We start from the raw sequence: 16,568 nt of genomic DNA on the forward strand, positions 1-16,568 counted from the left end.
TCATTTTGGAAAGGATTTGTGACGGGAGATCAAAGAACTCCCGTGCTAGATGTATCACTTGGTTAACATTTGCTCGGCACAGACGAGTCACTCTGAATCCGACATATTTAACAGCGCCATTGCGCAGCTGGCACTGGTCGCCAGCACGTCGATCACACCGGTGCGTAAGGCGCCAAGAATCGACAGGGCTTTGCGGCTCTCGCTCGCCATTGCGATAACATTGGGAATGCGATGCAGATCGGACATGGTCAGTCCCACGACGCGGCCGCGCATCAGGGTGTCGGCCTGTTGGCCGTCAAGGCGGAAAAAGTCGAAGCCGCCGATATCCCCGACAATGCCATCATTCAGACGCGCTTCCACAAACTCTTTGGCGGTAAAACATCCGAGCTTCACCATATGGCTGTTTTCGTCCATGTCACCGATGCCCACTAAGGCAAACTCCGCCTTACGCGCCTGATTCAGGGTTTCACTGATGTTAGGATTTGAGATAAAGACCCGCTGTGTGGCGTCGCTGTCTACATAGGCTGGCGCATACAGGGTTTCACTGGTGCCGCCGAATTTTTTGGCCAGCCGACGACAAATGTGATCGGCATTGATGGTGTCACCGCTGCGGTGCGTGCCGCCAATGGCGCAGACAAAGCGAGCGTTACGGTGAGAGACGATACCCGGATGATCAGCCACGGCAGCCACGTTCTGGCCTTGACCGACGGCGACGACCATACCGTCTCGCAAATAACCATCGAGGTAAGCGGAAACCAGAGTTGAGACTTGCATACGCTGTTCCAGCGCGCTGGGTTGATCCAGTGCGATCAGGGCGCGTTTGAGATGAAACCTGTCCATCAATCGCTGCTCTAACTGAGCACTGTGGACCGGGTGAAATTTCACCGTGATTTCTACGATGCCTTCTTCACGCGCTTTTCTCAGCAGGCGGCTGACCTTCGGGCGGCTGATGCCAAACTTTTTCGAAATTTCTTCCTGCGTGGCGCTTTGCTGGTAATACAGAATCGCGATTTCTGTCAGCAGATCCGTGTCTTCAAGTTGATGGTCAAAAGGCGCGTTAGAAGTTGAGGGGGTCATAATGCAAGTCCGTACCAGAAGAGGCCTCAGTGTAATGGATTCTGAAATACTGAACAAATGCATGCATCGCTAAACTTTGTCCACAGAGGGATTGGGCGGGATTTTTAGGGTCAGGCGTCTTTGCCAGCGCCCTCAATTGGTGTCCAGAACCCCAATACGGGGTCAGGACCGACTTCCAGAACACATTAAACTTTGGCGCTTTTCAGTACGCAAGCCACACTGTCTTATAGTGTTGATCCAATTACTTTTGATGCACTTCGACAGAACAAACAGTGATCGCGTTCAGGTCTCAATGCCAAAGTTGAGACCTCATCGTGCAGGATGTGTCGATGATGATCATGATTCAGACATTAGGATTCATTTTCAGCACATGGAGCCAGTGTGAAAAGATTTTTATCCCTACATCGCTTGATTAGCTTTTTGTTTATATTTGCTGTGCTGCCTGTCAGTGCTGCGAGCCCGGAATCGGTCTGTGCTTCATGCCATGAAAAACAAGTGAAAGACTGGCAGGCTTCCCACCACTTTCATGCCATGGAAGTGGCCACAGCAGACAGTGTTCTGGCCAATTTTGAGGATGTCAGCATCGATTATATGGGGAAGCCTGCCCGGTTTTTTCAGGCTGACCAGCAATACTGGACAGAGTTTTTTGATGAGCAGGGTGAAAAGCACCGGATAGCACTCACTTATACCTTTGGTTACAAGCCATTACAGCAATATCTATTTGATGCAGGCAAAGGGAAGCAACAATTTATCCCCTTTGCCTGGGACAGTCGGCGCGCCTCAGAAGGAGGACAACGCTGGTTTGTATTACATCCGGAGCAGACACCGTCTGACAGTTTCCACTGGACACAAATGGGCCAGAACTGGAATCAAATGTGCGCCGACTGCCACTCAACTGATTTTCAGAAAAACTATGACGCAACAACCCAAAGCTACCAGTCTTCATTCAGCGCGATCAATGTGAGCTGTAATGCCTGCCATGGTGATGCGACCGATCACCTTGCCTGGGCTCATGGTGACAAAAATGTTCAGCACAAGGGCTATCCCACGGAGATTGGTGTCAAAACCCCTTTGTTTCGTCTCAATACTGCCGGAAAACTGACTCCCGTAACCCCGCTGAAAGGCTCACAGCAGATTGAAGTTTGCGCCAGTTGTCATGCCCGGCGTGCCCAATTGGCAGACCGAAATCTCCCTGCAGAACTGCTCAATGCATTCCAGCCGTCTCTGATTACATCTGGCCTCTATCATGCTGACGGTCAGATTGATGATGAAGTTTACGTCTGGGGTTCCTTCCTGCAGACAAAGATGTATCAGGCAGGTGTCACCTGTACGAATTGCCATAACCCGCATTCAGGTGAGTTGAAGCTCGCAGGCAATCAGACGTGTACGCAATGTCACGCCACGGATACCTATGACACTGAAAAACATCACAGACACAGCAGTTTTGCAGCAGGGAATCAGTGTGTCGACTGTCATATGACCGAAAACACTTATATGCAGGTTGATGCGAGAAGGGATCACAGCTTTCGAATCCCCCGTCCTGACTTAACCGCGTCAACCGGTTCTCCCAATGCCTGCCAGTCTTGTCATGCAGATAAAACGGCTTCTTGGGCAGCCCAGAAGGTGAAATCATGGTATCCGGAGAGTCAGTTGGTTGGTTCTCCGCACTTTTCCCGTGTTTTTCACGCCGCCGATACTCATCAGCTCCAAGACAGCGCAGAGTTGTCGAAAATTGCACAGGATAAAAATTACCCGGACATTATTCGGGCATCCGCACTGAGTCGTATGTCCGTAATGCCGGACAGAAACGCTGTGGTCGCGATTGTCAGATCCGTAAAAGAGGATGAACCGCTGAAACGCTTGGGGGCGATTAGTGCTGCAGAAAACTTCCCGATCCATCAAAAATGGCGCATGCTGTCTTCGCTCTTAACGGATGACAGAGTATCCATCCGAACCGCGGCTGCAAGAACGCTGGCGCCGATCCTGAATGAGCCGGTGCTCACTTCTGGTATCTCAGACTCAGACCGGCACTTGTTGCTGGAAACGCTGACAGAATATAAGCAGGCGCAGTATTATCAGGCTGACAGAGGCTTCTCCCACGCGGCATTAGGCAATCTTGCCGCTGCTCTCCATGATCCCATCAAAGCTATCTCGCATTTTGAGGCTGCTATGGCGGTTGAACCTCATTTTATTCCGGCCTATGTGAATCTGGCCGACCTATACCGCGCGCAAGGAAATGAGGAAGCATCTCAGCAAACCTTAAAAGAAGGCCTCAAACGATCTCCCCGGTCTGCGCCTCTGAATTATGCCATGGCGATGAGTTTAATCCGGGCGAAGGACAAAAAATCGGCGGTCAGTTACCTGACACTCGCAACTGAATATGAGTCAGAAAACCAGCATTACCACTATACGTTATCCCTTTTACTGAAAGATTTAGGAAAGCAGAGAGCTGCAATGCAGGCAATGTATCAGGCCTATCAGCTCAACCCGAGCAGCCCTGACTTTACTTATGCGTTGTCTCAGGCTTACACAGAGCTAGGGGACTATAAGAATGCGTTGTTTTATGCCCAACGATTGAAGCAACTGTTACCTGATAACCCTCAAGTCACGCAATACATCTATCAACTACAAATGGCTATTCAGCCATAGGGTTGATGTCCAGTTGTGGATACTTGCCTGGCTGGGTATGTTTAAGTCGTGAGAAGACAAAATGGAAAAGGCTGTTTTGCTATATCTGTGCTAATGGGGGAAATACGCAAGATTGCCCCCTTATTCTTAAGCGAGAGGAGGCTCTAGGATCTCACTCTTAAGCAAGGAACGAAAAATCACACTCTATGATAGCTCTATAGAGCTTACTCTGATCTGAGTGCACAAATTTTCTAATATCAGAAAATAAGTTTGTATCATCCAACTCACCTCTGAAATAAGGCTCAATCACTCTAATATAGCGACCGTCGTTATTCGGCTGATATTCATCGTTTACAAACAACAACTCTTGGGCATAAAGCACTTGGAATATTTCATATCCAAAATCCCCAAAGGTTTGTTGAAGCTGACTTGTCGGCATGACGATTACAGATTCATCATTGTATCCAAACATCGTTTTAGCATACTGGCCATATGCAACAACATAAAATAGATACTCTCTCTGATGTTTAGTCAAGTTAGATATAGTATGTAACAGTTTTTTAAGATCTCTTAAAAGCTGCTCAGTATATTCTAGCTCATCCTCTAGCCCCAAAAACTTGATAAAAGAGTCAGGTCTTGGTGCTGCATGATTGGTTATCAAACTAGTGGGTAGTATACTTTTGTTAGAATCAATACGACTGACTAAGTTTTGAGCCAGATAGTTTTCTATATAAAAGACATCTCGATCATCTAAATTAGCTATTTGCTTATAGAGATCATTTAAGTTGATAACTTTAGTATCAATATCATGATCTGATAAAGAACAGAGTTCCTTGTTAGAAATAATCAGAAACACTAACGTATAAAAATCCCTATCCAACTGTTTTTCTTTGAATTTTGCTACGGTTTTTCTGAATTTTTGATTTGTAGATTCTGAAGTAACTTGAATGCATACCCGTTCATAATAGTCACCTAAGTCAATAGCAGGATAATTATCCTGAATCGAATTCATGTCTCTAAGACGCAGGTTGTATGCAACGTTGAGAATATCAATAAAGAGTCTTTCAGCACTCTTATTAATATCATTAAAACCAGCTCTGTTCTGAGTTGTCACCACATTGGCGAATATCGAAAATCTTTCCGCTAACGACTTAAGGGCATCTTCTCGCTTTATGTTCATAGCTCTACTTTTTCTGTTTGAGATATAAAAACTTACATGTACATCAGGCTTTCCTACGTGACCAAAAAGGTTTCGCACTAATCAGATAAACTTCTGTACCTAACTAAAGGTTGTTGGAGAACTTTTTAAACTCCCTCCAAGTCACATAAAACTCTTTAAAGGCAATAATCAGAATCCCAACACCAAATTGAGCAAACAAACATGCATATAAGTAAGTTTGCTGACTATCCCCCTCTCCGATATTTAACGTTAAAGAGTCAGGGATAAACATAGTAATAAGAAAGACAACACAAACGGCTAACAACCATCCCATAGTTGAGTGCAACTTGGATGTAAGAGTCTTCAGATACCCCGTTTTCTTTGTATTTTCAACTAAAACATGAGAAGACGAAGTCAGCAAAGTAATTGACCCCATTGCAAAACCAAAAAGAATTCCAGCAAATGTTGCGACCGTTGAAGCAATAGGCTGCAAATGTGCCATCTTCAATTGGCTAATAATTGGCCAAGAAAAATACATAATTAATAATGTGCAAGGATACACGCTTAGGCTTGCTAAACGTGTTAAGTTAAAACCCTTTGTCGTTGCACTTTTATCAATCATACTTATGCCAATCTATCGTTTAACTCGCCAAAAAAGCTGACTAACTCAGGTTCTTTAGCGTGCCTAGCTTCTTCTAACTTATTCCACATATCAAATCCATTAGGATAACGACCATTCATATCTACAGAATCATAGTGCATCAACCTATCTGTAACCAAATCAATAGGGTGCTCAATTCCAGTCTGTTCATGCTCAGTTACCAAGTCTAGTTTTTTTACTTCTAGAGTTTCTTGAAGCTCTCTCAAAGCCCTCTTAAAACTGCTATCCAAATAACGTTCTACTGGGTCATCAGAACGAGCATCACCTCTGAACACTAAATTCATACTTGCCGAACGCGTACCATTAAGAGCTGCAATAATGGAGTTATTAAAATCGTGTTCTATATCGCGGAGTAGTTCAGGATTTCTAGGACGAGCGATTGTGATTTTTGCTGACTTTACCTGAACATGACCATCAGCAAGCCATGCCAAGTTAGCAGGCTCAATAATCGGGTTTAGAACTGTGGTGTAATTTGCTGGAGACAGGTAAGCTCCCAATGTCTGCCAGTTAACACACAACCTATTCCGTTGAATGATAAGAAGTGAGTAATCTTGATAGTAGACAAAATGAGTCTTTTCCAAAAGATTCTCATTCTCCTCTAACGGCAACTCTCTCTCTTCTCCTCCTGCAATAGCCGCATGAGGAAGATTATTCTTTCTATGTCGCCCGATAACACCTCGATATCCGTAATCTGTTTCTCGGATATCTCTTAGCTCTACCAATTGATTCTTTACTGTTTTTACTGTGTTCTCTCGCCCTTGCTGAAACAGGTCAAACAGTTGCCTAAACGCTCCTGTTGTATCAAGAGGCAAAGCATTAACTAATGATGTTTGAGTCTCACATGCATAGAAATCGAAGAAAAAAGTTTTTGTCGCCATCAAATCTCCAACCAACTGCGATAGTCGTGTGATTATGTTATATGCAACTATAATACATGAGCATCTTTGAATGCAATACCTTGCATTGCGTGGAATTTAGCCTCTGAAGCGAGTGAAAAGTTGAGTGACCGGATATAGACAGGCCAGAACGAAAAAAGGCCCATGGATTTCTCCATGAGCCTTATCGAAATTCTGGTGGCCCCTCCCAGACTTGAACTGGGGACCAAGCGATTATGAGTCGCCTGCTCTAACCACTGAGCTAAGGGGCCAAATGTGCAACCGATTATATGGGATGGGTGGGGTATTGTCTACCGGGCAGGGGGTGACTTTTGTTTGTTTCTTAGGCAGTTAAATGCCTGTTGAGCCCTTGTGTGGCAAGGGTTGTGAGCTGAGTCCCACCGATACACTGGCCAAGAAAAAGCGGGCAATGATGCCCGCTTTGTCATGTTTGATTGACCGAGAACCGGCTTACTCGTCCAGGAAGCTGCGCAGCACGTCGGAACGGCTTGGGTGGCGCAGTTTACGCAGGGCTTTGGCTTCGATCTGACGGATACGCTCACGGGTAACGTCGAACTGCTTGCCGACTTCTTCCAGCGTGTGGTCCGTGTTCATGTCGATACCAAAACGCATCCGCAGAACCTTGGCTTCACGTGGCGTCAGGCCAGCCAGTACTTCGTTGGTCGCCATACGCAGGTTGGTTGCAGTGGCAGAGTCCATCGGCAGTTGCAGCGTGGTATCTTCAATGAAATCGCCCAGATGTGAATCTTCATCATCACCGATTGGGGTTTCCATCGAGATTGGCTCTTTGGCAATCTTCAGCACTTTACGGATCTTGTCTTCCGGCATTTGCATGCGCTCTGCCAGTTCTTCCGGCAGTGGCTCACGACCCATCTCCTGAAGCATCTGACGTGAGATACGGTTCAGTTTGTTGATGGTTTCAATCATGTGAACCGGGATACGAATGGTTCGTGCCTGGTCCGCGATTGAACGGGTGATTGCCTGACGGATCCACCAGGTTGCGTAAGTGGAGAACTTGTAACCACGGCGGTATTCGAACTTGTCGACCGCTTTCATCAGACCAATGTTCCCTTCCTGAATCAGATCCAGGAATTGCAGGCCACGGTTGGTGTATTTCTTCGCAATCGAAATCACCAGACGCAGGTTGGCCTCAACCATTTCTTTCTTGGCGCGACGGGCCTTGGCCTCACCAATGGACATGCGACGGCTGATGTCTTTGATTCGCTCAATCGACAGGCCGGTTTCGTCTTCCAGCATACGCAGTTTGGTCGTTGCACGACGCAGATCTTCTTCGTAGTTTTTCAGACGTTCTGCGTAAGGTTTGCCAGAATTCAGTGCTTCGTCAATCCACGCAGAAGAAGATTCGTTACCGCTGAACAGCTGAACGAAGGTTTTCTTCGGCATCTTGCTGTTGTCGACACACATACGCATGATCAGGCGTTCGTTGGTACGAACTTTATCCATAGAATCGCGCAGCGAGCTGACCAGACGGTCAAACTGTTTTGGGATCAGACGGAACTGTTTGAAGATTTCAGACAGCTCACCAATGGCCACTTCGGTATCGGCATGATGACGACCATTTTTATCAATGGCAGCAGCCATACGCTCATAAGAAACACGCAGTTCTTTGAACTTCTCGCGTGCGACTTCCGGATCAATGCTGCCGTCGTCTTCATCGCTATCGCTTGAGTCGTCATCGTCGTCTTCAAGATCTTTGTCTTCGTCTTCAAGATCGGACTCACTCAGCTCGGAGCCAATGTGTGTCGCCGTTGGCGCAGACGTTTCTTCTTCGTTCGGGTCAACAAAGCCAGAAATGATATCAGTCAAACGCAGTTCTTCTGCTTCAACTTTATCAAATTGTTCAAGCAGATAAGAGATTGCTGATGGGTATTCAGCAACGGAACACTGAACCTGATTGATACCATCTTCGATGCGTTTTGCGATGTCGATTTCGCCTTCGCGGGTCAGCAGCTCAACCGTTCCCATTTCACGCATGTACATGCGAACCGGGTCAGTGGTACGGCCAATTTCGCTTTCAACGCTTGATAATGCCTGCGCCGCTGCTTCGATGGCGTCTTCATCGGCATTATCTTCAGTCATCATGAGTTCATCGGCATCAGGGGCAGTTTCCACTACCTTAATACCCATGTCGTTGATCATCTGAATAATGTCTTCGACCTGATCAGAGTCAACAATGTCTTCTGGCAGGTGGTCATTAACTTCGGCATAGGTCAGATAACCTTGCTCCTTGCCTTTGGCAACAAGCAACTTTAGCTGTGACTGCGGATTTTGCTCCATAGACGATATCCAACTTAGGGTCTGAGTGAGAAAAAAGAATGCAGAAATGCAAACCAGTAATTATAACAAATGTCAGAATTGTTGACTACTTTTTAGTCGGGACGATTGAACAGCAATAGCTGGAGTTCCCGCTTTTCTTCGACTGATAAGCCGACAGTGTTCGATTTAGCCTGCAACTTCTCAATTTGTTGTGTGACGCATTGATCGATAACTTTATCCATCGCGTCTAGAAATACAGTGTGTAAACTATCTTCGTCATTGCCGAGAGGCATGTCCCAGGTGGCAAGCCGGGCCATCAGAGCGCCTTGTTCTGTCTCTCGCCAATCTTCAAGCAACTGTCCGGTAGTGATATTGGGACGAAGTCGACATTTATCAACTATTGTCAGTAATAATTTTAATCCGGCCAGTTCTATGCCGGCAAAATCGGCCGTGTTCAGTTCCATCCCGTCGGCAAACCCCGGATTTTGCAGCAGCAGCGCAATGGCCACCCGCATAGGCGTTCGCTTGATGGTCGGCTGCGACACACGCACCGGTTTGTTGTCGCCATGTTCGCTGATCAGCTGTCTGAGTTGCTCCTCATCAGGTAGACCCAGCTTTTGCCCTAAAACTTTCCGTAAGTATAGTCGCAGCGTTCCGCCCGGTACTTTGTCAATCAGGGGAACCGCCAGCGTACTGAGCTTGGCTTTGCCTTCCCGGCTGCTGGTATCCACCTGTTGCATCAGGGTCGAGAACAGAAAATCAGAGAGCGTCATGGCGTCGCTGATTTGCTGCTCGAAAGCTTCCTTTCCGAATTGACGGACATAACTATCCGGATCTTCGCCGTCGGGCAGGAACATAAATTTCAGTTGGCGGCCATCATTCAGATAGGGCAGTGCCTGTTCCATCGCCCGCCAGGCTGCGTCCCGTCCGGCCCGGTCGCCGTCATAACAGCACACCACGGTGCCGGTCTGCCGGAACAGATGCTGAATATGATCGCCTGTCGTCGAGGTTCCCAGGGATGCCACCGCATAGTCGACGCCATATTGCGCCAGGGCGACAACGTCCATATAGCCTTCGACGACTAAGACGCGCTCAGGTTCCCGATAGGTCTGCATCACCTGATACAAGCCATACAACTCACGCCCCTTATGGAAAATCGGGGTTTCCGGTGAGTTGAGATATTTCGGGGTTCCGTCGCCCAGTACCCGTCCGCCGAATGCGATCACCCGGCCGCGACGATCATGGATCGGGAACATGATCCGACCCCGGAAGCGGTCATAGCGCCGGCCCTGATCGTTTTCGATCAGCATGCCAGCACTGACCAGATCCTGCTGCGCCTGCTCGGTTCTGCCGAAGCGGTTGCGGACCTGATCCCATTGATCCGGCACATAACCAATGCCGAATTGTTTGACGATCTCACCTGACAAGCCGCGCCCTTTTAAATACTCAATGGCAACCTGAGCGTCTTGCTGACGTAACAGGGACTGATAGTATTGGGCGACCTGACCCATCAGGTCATAAAGACTTTGTTTTTCCTGTCGCTTGGCTGCACTCTGGCCGCTCCCACCTTGTTCACGAGGTACTTCCAGACCGAGCTGTGAGGCCAGATCTTCAACCGCTTCAACAAATTCGAGACGGTCAAACTCCATGACAAAGTCGAGGACATTGCCTTTGGCGCCGCAACCGAAGCAATAATAGAATTGCTTTTCGGGGCTGACAGAAAAAGAAGGGGTTTTCTCATTGTGGAAAGGGCAGCAGGCACCATAGTTTTTGCCTTGCTTCTTGAGCTTCACCCGCGCATCAATCACATCAACGATGTCATGTCGTGAGATGAGGTCATCGATGAATGAACGAGGGATCTTTCCTGCCATACAATGAGCATTACCTGAAATTTGATCGGGAGAAATACAAACAAGCCGCGCATTCCCGGTAGGATAGCACGGCTTGCTGTAGAGCTGGGGCAGTTTTAGCCGAGTTTGGCTTTCACCAGTTGGCTAACTTTTCCCATATCGGCGCGGCCCTGCAGCTGTGGTTTGAGCACAGCCATCAGTTTACCCATGTCTTGCATGCTGCTGGCACCAGTGCTGGTAATCGCTGCGTCCAGCAGAGCGGCAACTTCGTCGTCGCTCAGAGGCTGAGGCATGAATTCTTCCAGCACGGTAATTTCAGCAAGCTCAACATCGGCCAGATCCTGACGACCTGCAGCTTCATACTGAGCTACAGAATCACGACGCTGTTTCACCATTTTCGTTAGTACTGCCACGATGTCGTCGTCGGTCAGAGTGATCTTCTCGTCGACTTCACGTTGTTTGATGGCAGCCAGAACCAGACGGATAGCACCCAGACGGGCTTTATCCTTCGCCTTCATAGCGGTTTTCTGTTCGTTCTTAATACTTTCGATTAGGGCCATGACGCTGTCCTTGTTCTCTGTAAATTAGTACAGACGAACGCGACGTGCGTTTTCGCGAGCCAATTTTTTCAGGTGACGCTTAACTGCCGCTGCTTTAGCGCGCTTACGTACAGTTGTTGGCTTTTCGAAGTGCTCACGACGGCGAACTTCAGAAAGGATACCTGCTTTCTCGCAAGAGCGCTTAAAACGACGTAGAGCTACGTCGAACGGTTCGTTTTCACGTACTTTGACTACTGGCATGTAATACTCACCTCAGAGTGATTCGGTTAACGCTGATGATCAAAATTATCAGCTGATTAAAAATGGTGCGAAATTCTAATCTGATCCGGGGCCGTTTGTAAAGTATTCTGCATGTCAGAACTGGTGAAATTCTGTCAACAGCGGTAACATGCCCGTCCGACGTTCCGCACCGGCTAACGGCATCGGTGCTGCACCGAGTGTTAGTCCGTATTAAGTATAGAGGTTGATATGCGTATCCTGGGCATCGAAACGTCCTGTGATGAAACAGGCGTAGCGATTTACGATGACGAAAAAGGCCTGCTGGCTCATGAGTTGTACAGCCAAGTGAAATTGCACGCCGATTATGGCGGTGTCGTGCCAGAGCTGGCCTCACGGGACCATGTCAAAAAAACTATTCCGTTGATTAAGCAGGCACTGGCTGATGCCGGATTAACCCCGGCGGATCTGGACGGTGTAGCCTACACAGCCGGTCCGGGACTGGTGGGCGCACTGCTGGTTGGCGCGACCATTGGCCGCAGCCTGGCTTATGCCTGGAACCTGCCTGCAGTGGCAGTACACCATATGGAAGGCCACTTGCTGGCTCCGATGCTGGAAGATAATCCACCTGAATTTCCGTTTGTGGCATTGCTGGTTTCCGGTGGTCACACCATGATGGTGGAAGTGAAGGGCATTGGTGAATACCGCATTTTGGGCGAATCGATTGATGATGCGGCCGGTGAAGCCTTTGATAAAACCGCCAAACTGATGGGGCTGGATTATCCGGGCGGGCCTTTGTTATCAAAACTGGCCGACCAGGGCACAGCAGGGCGCTTTACGTTCCCGCGTCCGATGACAGACCGTCCGGGGATGGATTTCAGCTTCTCCGGTCTGAAGACCTTTGCTGCGAATACGATTCGTGCGAACGGTGATGATGACCAGACCCGTGCTGACATTGCTTATGCGTTTCAGGAAGCCGTGGTCGATACGCTGGCGATTAAATGTAAGCGTGCGCTAAAAGAAACCGGTTTTAAACGCCTGGTGATTGCTGGCGGTGTGAGTGCGAACAAGCACCTGCGCGCCGAACTGGAAGTCATGATGGAAAAACTGGGTGGCGAAGTCTTTTATCCGCGCACTGAGTTCTGTACCGATAATGGTGCGATGATTGCGTATGCGGGTATGCAGCGTCTGAAAAATCAGGAAATCATGGATCTGGGCGTGAAAGCCCACCCGCGCTGGCCGATTGATACCCTGAAACCGCTCCGCGGCTAACCCCTTGCCGAGCTCAGTGCTCTGTCTGAATCCGGGATTCGGGCTGAACGCTGAGCTTATTTCGGCAGAAATTTATGCCAGATTTTATATTCTTTGCCGTCGAGTAACCGGCGTACATTCTCGTGATGTCGCAGGATAATCAGGCAGGAGAGCATCGCCACCGGCATGGTGTACTGTGGTTTGACCCACCAGGTAAACATCGGAGCCAGCAGTGCTGTGATCATCGAAGCCAGCGAAGAATAGCCACAGACGAGCGCCACGATCACCCAGGTCCCAATCAACATTCCGCTTAAATCCCAGCCTATCGGCGCGAGTGCGCCCAAGGCAGTCGCCACGCCTTTCCCGCCCCGAAAATGAAAGAAAATCGGGTAGATATGTCCCAGACAGGCGGCGATCCCGATGATCCCCAGTAAGAACGGATTGATTCCAAGAAAGTAACTGATCCAGACCGGCAACATGCCTTTCAGAATATCGCAGACCAGCACCATAGCAGCGGCGCCCCGGCCACCGATACGCAGCACGTTGGTGGCTCCGGGATTTCCTGAGCCGCTGTCACGGGGATCCGGTAATCGGAACAGGCGGCAGATCAAGACAGCACTGGAGATCGATCCCAGCAGATAGGCAGCAATAATGATCAGCAGCACCAGCGGTGTCATAGCGGCTCCTGTGGATCCGTGACGGCGTCGTCATCCGGATCAATTCGGTGTTCGTGACGTGTCACGTCTGATGACATTCTTGAGAACAGCTGTGGTATAGTGCATCAGCTTTCAGCGGCCTGGCGTGTTTTAAACGCCGGGCAGCGCTTATGTCATGAAAAGTGACAACAATGTCCCGATAATACGCACTTTTGCTCACATTGGGTATCCGACCTCTCAACAAATTAGCGATGGAACATGGATTCAGTATTTATCGAACATCTGGACGTCATTGCCTCGATTGGCGTGTACGACTGGGAACAGGAAATTAAGCAGAAGCTGGTGTTGGATCTGGAAATGGCTCACAACAACCAGCCCGCCGCGCTGGCTGACGATGTAAATCTGGCACTGGACTATGCGGCGGTCAGCCAAACCGTAACCGACTTTGTCGAACAGGGACGCTTTTTATTGGTTGAGCGCGTGGCAGAAGAAGTCGCCAGCCTGATCATGAACCGATTCAATGTGCCTTGGATTCAGGTGAAAGTGACCAAGCCGGGCGCTGTACCAAATGCGCGTGGTGTGGGTGTGGTGATTCAACGGGGACAGCGTGACTGAGGTTTATATCAGCATCGGCAGTAATCTTGACCGTGAGTACTCGGTACGCGCGGCCGTTGCTGAGCTGAAACGCCTGGGGGCTGAATTTCGGTTATCGCAGATCTTCGAAGCGGAGCCGGTGGGTTTCGACGGGCCGAGCTTTTTGAATTGTGTTGCAGCATTTAAGACCAAACTGTCGCCGGATGCATTGCAGGCACAACTGAAAACACTGGAACGCAAGTATGGCCGTTTACCGGACGCCCCTAAAAATCAGAGCCGGACGCTGGATTTGGATCTGTTGCTGTATGGCGATCTGATCCGAACGGATACGCCTGTGCTTCCCCGTGATGATATTTATAAGTTTGCATTTGTCTTGCAGCCGCTGATGGAGCTCTGTCCTGAACAGGTGATTCCCGGCGATGGCAGAACCGTGGCAGAGATCTGGCGGGAATTTGATCACCCGCAGGTGCTTCGGCCGGTTGTCATCAAGTTTTGACCCGGAATTGTCTTTGCTGCCGGAACTGACTGCGTCAGCTGCGGTCAATCCGTTGACGATCAAACACCAAAGGTCACAGACCTGAAGAAAAGAAAGGAAAACAATGAGTCATTTTGAAGCGTTCATGTTGGCATTGATCCAAGGCTTAACGGAGTTTTTACCGATCTCCAGTTCGGCACATTTGATCCTGCCGTCTCAGGTTCTCGGCTGGGCGGATCAGGGTATGGCGTTTGATGTTGCGGTCCATGTGGGGACGTTGGCGGCCGTCGTGCTGTATTTTCGTAAAGAAGTCGTCGCCTTGCTGGTGGCCTGGGGCCGTTCGCTGATTACCGGTAAATGTTGCCGGGAAGCCTCACTGGCCTGGATGATTGTACTGGCAACGATTCCGGCCTGTGTGTTCGGCTTTTTCATGGCCGACATTATTGAGCATTACCTGCGTTCAGCCTGGGTGATTGCGATCACGACGATCGTTTTTGGTCTGCTGTTGTGGTGGGTGGATCGCCGGGCACCGCAGAATATGGATGAATACGCAGCTGATCCGAAACGTTCCCTGTATATCGGTCTGGCGCAGGCTGCAGCCATGATTCCGGGCACTTCCCGCTCTGGGGCCACCATGACGGCGGCACTGTATCTGGGCTTCACCCGTGAAGCGGCAGCCAGGTTTTCGTTCCTGATGTCGATTCCAATTATCGTGCTGGCGGGGACCTATCTGGGCACCAAGCTGGTGGAAAGCCCGGCACCGATTGATCTTGGCGGTCTGGGCATCGGTGTGGCGGCCTCTTTTGTCAGTGCCTATGCCTGTATTCACGTCTTCCTGAAGCTGGTGACCCGGCTGGGTATGCTGCCGTTTGTCATTTACCGGCTGTTACTGGGCTTTGGTCTGATGGCTTTCCTGCTGAGCCAGCAGTGAATCTGATTTGACCCTTTGAGATGAAAGCCGGACATGTGCCGGCTTTTTTGTACGCGGAGATCAGGATTGGTTCATGCCATCATGAGCTGGCAAACATTCAGCAGGGGAGTCTATCTAGTGTCCCAAAACGTGTGCGGCAGCCTCGGTGCGGCGTATGGCCAGTTGTTCCTTGATGGCTGCGCCCTGATATCCGGCCTCGACAATGGGCTGGACTGCCACGGCCTGAGCCGCTGCAAAGACAGCCAGCAGCACATCTGCCTGCGGGTATGGATCGTTTTCAAAGCCTGTCCGGCCCCGGACATCTGCCCGACAGCACAGGGCCAGCTGTGTCACTCGTTCTGGTTTTCGCCAGGCATCGATCTGGTCGAAGATTTTGATGAACGTGGCCGGACGCAGCTCATCGGCTTTGTGGATCTTGGTGTGCTGGGCGCAGACCATTAAGGCGGCATCCCGGTAATGATTGGGGATCCGCAGCCGCTGGCACAGATTGCGAATCACATCCAGCCCCAGCTGGCAATGCAGTTTATGACTGGGCAGTTCCTCGACCGGTGACAAGGCTTTGCCGAGATCGTGGACTTGGGCACAAAAACGAATCACCGGATCCGTGCTGAGCAAAGACGCCTGATAAGCAACCATCAGGGTGTGCACGCCGGTATCGATTTCCGGATGCCATTTGGCTGGTTGCGGGACGCCAAACAGGGCATCAATTTCTGGCATCACCACGGCCAGCGCACCACACTGGCGCAGAACCGTCAGGAAGATATCGGGCCGGGCGGTGTTCAGGGCACGCTCCCATTCCTGCCAGACACGCTCCGGGGTCAGGGCTTCCAGCTCACCCTCGGCAACCATTTCCTGCATCAGCGACAGGGTTTCCGGTGCGACCGTAAACCCCTGCGGTGCAAAGCGGGCCGCAAATCGTGCCACACGCAAGACTCGTAAAGGATCCTCAACGAATGCCGGGGAGACATGACGTAATTGACGCTTTTCCAGATCGCGCTGGCCGTGATAGGGGTCGATCAGCGTTCCGTCGTCTGCTTCAGCGATGGCGTTGATGGTTAAATCCCGGCGCATCAGATCCTGCTCTAGGGTGACTTCCGGCGCCGCATAGCATTCAAAACCTGTGTAGCCTTTGCCAGCTTTCCGCTCCGTGCGGGCTAAGGCGTATTCTTCTTTGGATTTCGGATGCAGAAAAACGGGAAAATCACTGCCGACCTGGCTGAATCCCTGTTCCAGCATCTGCTGTGGTGTGGCGCCGACGACCACCCAGTCTTTATCTTTGACGGGCAGATTTAACAGCTTGTCCCGCACAGCGCCGCCCACAAGATATATTTCCACGA

At 49.9% G+C, this 16,568-nt stretch carries 15 protein-coding genes and 1 tRNA gene; 5 read left to right on the forward strand and 11 right to left on the reverse strand.

All coding sequences use genetic code 11. From position 1 onward, the window contains the following. Positions 1-87: 87 nt before the first annotated feature. Positions 88-1,077, reverse strand: coding sequence for a sugar-binding transcriptional regulator (locus tag KDD30_RS01430; RefSeq protein ID WP_211647052.1), 990 nt, complete (start codon positions 1,075-1,077; stop codon positions 88-90). A gap of 420 nt (positions 1,078-1,497) precedes the next feature. On the opposite strand from KDD30_RS01430, the gene KDD30_RS01435 reads away from it, so the two are divergent. Continuing rightward, positions 1,498-3,726 carry a tetratricopeptide repeat protein gene (locus KDD30_RS01435; RefSeq protein WP_249199173.1) on the forward strand — a complete coding sequence of 743 codons (2,229 nt, stop codon included), beginning with the start codon at positions 1,498-1,500 and terminating at the stop codon, positions 3,724-3,726. Between the two features lie 157 nt (positions 3,727-3,883). Here KDD30_RS01435 and KDD30_RS01440 read toward each other — a convergent pair whose 3' ends face one another. The 8 genes from KDD30_RS01440 to rpsU all read right to left on the reverse strand — a co-directional run bounded on the left by KDD30_RS01440 (position 3,884) and on the right by rpsU (position 11,348). Next, positions 3,884-4,885 (reverse strand): SMEK domain-containing protein, encoded by a 1,002-nt coding sequence (locus KDD30_RS01440; protein ID WP_211647053.1) that lies wholly within the window; start codon positions 4,883-4,885, stop codon positions 3,884-3,886. A 103-nt stretch (positions 4,886-4,988) separates the two neighbouring features. After that, entirely contained in the window at positions 4,989-5,486 is a 498-nt protein-coding gene (locus KDD30_RS01445; RefSeq protein WP_211647054.1) for a hypothetical protein, read from the reverse strand. Between the two features lie 2 nt (positions 5,487-5,488). Next, a complete protein-coding gene (locus KDD30_RS01450; RefSeq protein WP_211647055.1) occupies positions 5,489-6,403 on the reverse strand; it encodes a DUF6731 family protein in 915 nt (304 codons plus the stop codon). A 193-nt stretch (positions 6,404-6,596) separates the two neighbouring features. Then, positions 6,597-6,672, reverse strand: a tRNA-Ile gene (locus tag KDD30_RS01455). 199 nt (positions 6,673-6,871) lie between these two features. Continuing rightward, a complete protein-coding gene (rpoD, locus tag KDD30_RS01460) occupies positions 6,872-8,719 on the reverse strand; it encodes an RNA polymerase sigma factor RpoD (protein ID WP_211647056.1) in 1,848 nt (615 codons plus the stop codon). Between the two features lie 92 nt (positions 8,720-8,811). After that, positions 8,812-10,569 (reverse strand): DNA primase, encoded by a 1,758-nt coding sequence (dnaG, locus tag KDD30_RS01465; protein WP_211647057.1) that lies wholly within the window; start codon positions 10,567-10,569, stop codon positions 8,812-8,814. A gap of 95 nt (positions 10,570-10,664) precedes the next feature. Next, positions 10,665-11,108, reverse strand: a complete 444-nt coding sequence (locus tag KDD30_RS01470) for a GatB/YqeY domain-containing protein (protein WP_211647058.1) — start codon at positions 11,106-11,108, stop codon at positions 10,665-10,667. A 24-nt stretch (positions 11,109-11,132) separates the two neighbouring features. Further along, a complete protein-coding gene (gene rpsU, locus KDD30_RS01475) occupies positions 11,133-11,348 on the reverse strand; it encodes a 30S ribosomal protein S21 (RefSeq protein WP_002537656.1) in 216 nt (71 codons plus the stop codon). Between the two features lie 228 nt (positions 11,349-11,576). Between rpsU and tsaD the strand changes: the two genes are divergently transcribed. Continuing rightward, positions 11,577-12,596 (forward strand): tRNA (adenosine(37)-N6)-threonylcarbamoyltransferase complex transferase subunit TsaD, encoded by a 1,020-nt coding sequence (gene tsaD / locus KDD30_RS01480; RefSeq protein ID WP_211647059.1) that lies wholly within the window; start codon positions 11,577-11,579, stop codon positions 12,594-12,596. Between the two features lie 56 nt (positions 12,597-12,652). Here tsaD and plsY read toward each other — a convergent pair whose 3' ends face one another. Further along, positions 12,653-13,252 (reverse strand): glycerol-3-phosphate 1-O-acyltransferase PlsY, encoded by a 600-nt coding sequence (gene plsY, locus KDD30_RS01485; RefSeq protein WP_211647060.1) that lies wholly within the window; start codon positions 13,250-13,252, stop codon positions 12,653-12,655. Between the two features lie 237 nt (positions 13,253-13,489). Here plsY and folB point away from each other — a divergent pair, with 237 nt between their 5' ends. The 3 genes from folB (at position 13,490) to KDD30_RS01500 (ending at position 15,231) form a co-directional block, all read left to right on the forward strand. After that, entirely contained in the window at positions 13,490-13,846 is a 357-nt protein-coding gene (gene folB, locus KDD30_RS01490) for a dihydroneopterin aldolase (protein WP_211647061.1), read from the forward strand. Further along, entirely contained in the window at positions 13,839-14,321 is a 483-nt protein-coding gene (folK, locus tag KDD30_RS01495; RefSeq protein WP_211647062.1) for a 2-amino-4-hydroxy-6-hydroxymethyldihydropteridine diphosphokinase, read from the forward strand. Before folB ends, folK begins: the two co-directional genes overlap by 8 nt. Before the next feature lie 103 nt (positions 14,322-14,424). Beyond that, complete coding sequence (locus KDD30_RS01500; RefSeq protein WP_211647063.1) at positions 14,425-15,231, forward strand: undecaprenyl-diphosphate phosphatase; 807 nt, start codon at positions 14,425-14,427, stop codon at positions 15,229-15,231. Positions 15,232-15,345: 114 nt separating this feature from the next. On the opposite strand, the gene KDD30_RS01505 is transcribed toward KDD30_RS01500, so the two are convergent. Continuing rightward, the gene (locus KDD30_RS01505) at positions 15,346-16,566 is read right to left on the reverse strand and encodes a multifunctional CCA addition/repair protein (RefSeq protein WP_211647064.1); all 1,221 of its coding nucleotides are present in this window, start codon (positions 16,564-16,566) and stop codon (positions 15,346-15,348) included. Positions 16,567-16,568 lie beyond the last annotated feature (2 nt).

The sequence above is a fragment of the Photobacterium sp. GJ3 genome, assembly GCF_018199995.1.
Lineage (GTDB): Bacteria > Pseudomonadota > Gammaproteobacteria > Enterobacterales > Vibrionaceae > Photobacterium.

Coding starts and splice junctions, on each gene's coding strand:
- tsaD (WP_211647059.1), top strand. CDS start 11,577: ATGCGTATCCTGGGCATCGAAACGTCCTGTGATGAAACAGGCGTAGCG.
- KDD30_RS01450 (WP_211647055.1), bottom strand. CDS start 6,403: ATGGCGACAAAAACTTTTTTCTTCGATTTCTATGCATGTGAGACTCAA.
- rpoD (WP_211647056.1), bottom strand. CDS start 8,719: ATGGAGCAAAATCCGCAGTCACAGCTAAAGTTGCTTGTTGCCAAAGGC.
- dnaG (WP_211647057.1), bottom strand. CDS start 10,569: ATGGCAGGAAAGATCCCTCGTTCATTCATCGATGACCTCATCTCACGA.
- KDD30_RS01470 (WP_211647058.1), bottom strand. CDS start 11,108: ATGGCCCTAATCGAAAGTATTAAGAACGAACAGAAAACCGCTATGAAG.
- plsY (WP_211647060.1), bottom strand. CDS start 13,252: ATGACACCGCTGGTGCTGCTGATCATTATTGCTGCCTATCTGCTGGGA.
- KDD30_RS01430 (WP_211647052.1), bottom strand. CDS start 1,077: ATGACCCCCTCAACTTCTAACGCGCCTTTTGACCATCAACTTGAAGAC.
- KDD30_RS01440 (WP_211647053.1), bottom strand. CDS start 4,885: ATGAACATAAAGCGAGAAGATGCCCTTAAGTCGTTAGCGGAAAGATTT.
- folB (WP_211647061.1), top strand. CDS start 13,490: ATGGATTCAGTATTTATCGAACATCTGGACGTCATTGCCTCGATTGGC.
- KDD30_RS01500 (WP_211647063.1), top strand. CDS start 14,425: ATGAGTCATTTTGAAGCGTTCATGTTGGCATTGATCCAAGGCTTAACG.
- KDD30_RS01445 (WP_211647054.1), bottom strand. CDS start 5,486: ATGATTGATAAAAGTGCAACGACAAAGGGTTTTAACTTAACACGTTTA.
- rpsU (WP_002537656.1), bottom strand. CDS start 11,348: ATGCCAGTAGTCAAAGTACGTGAAAACGAACCGTTCGACGTAGCTCTA.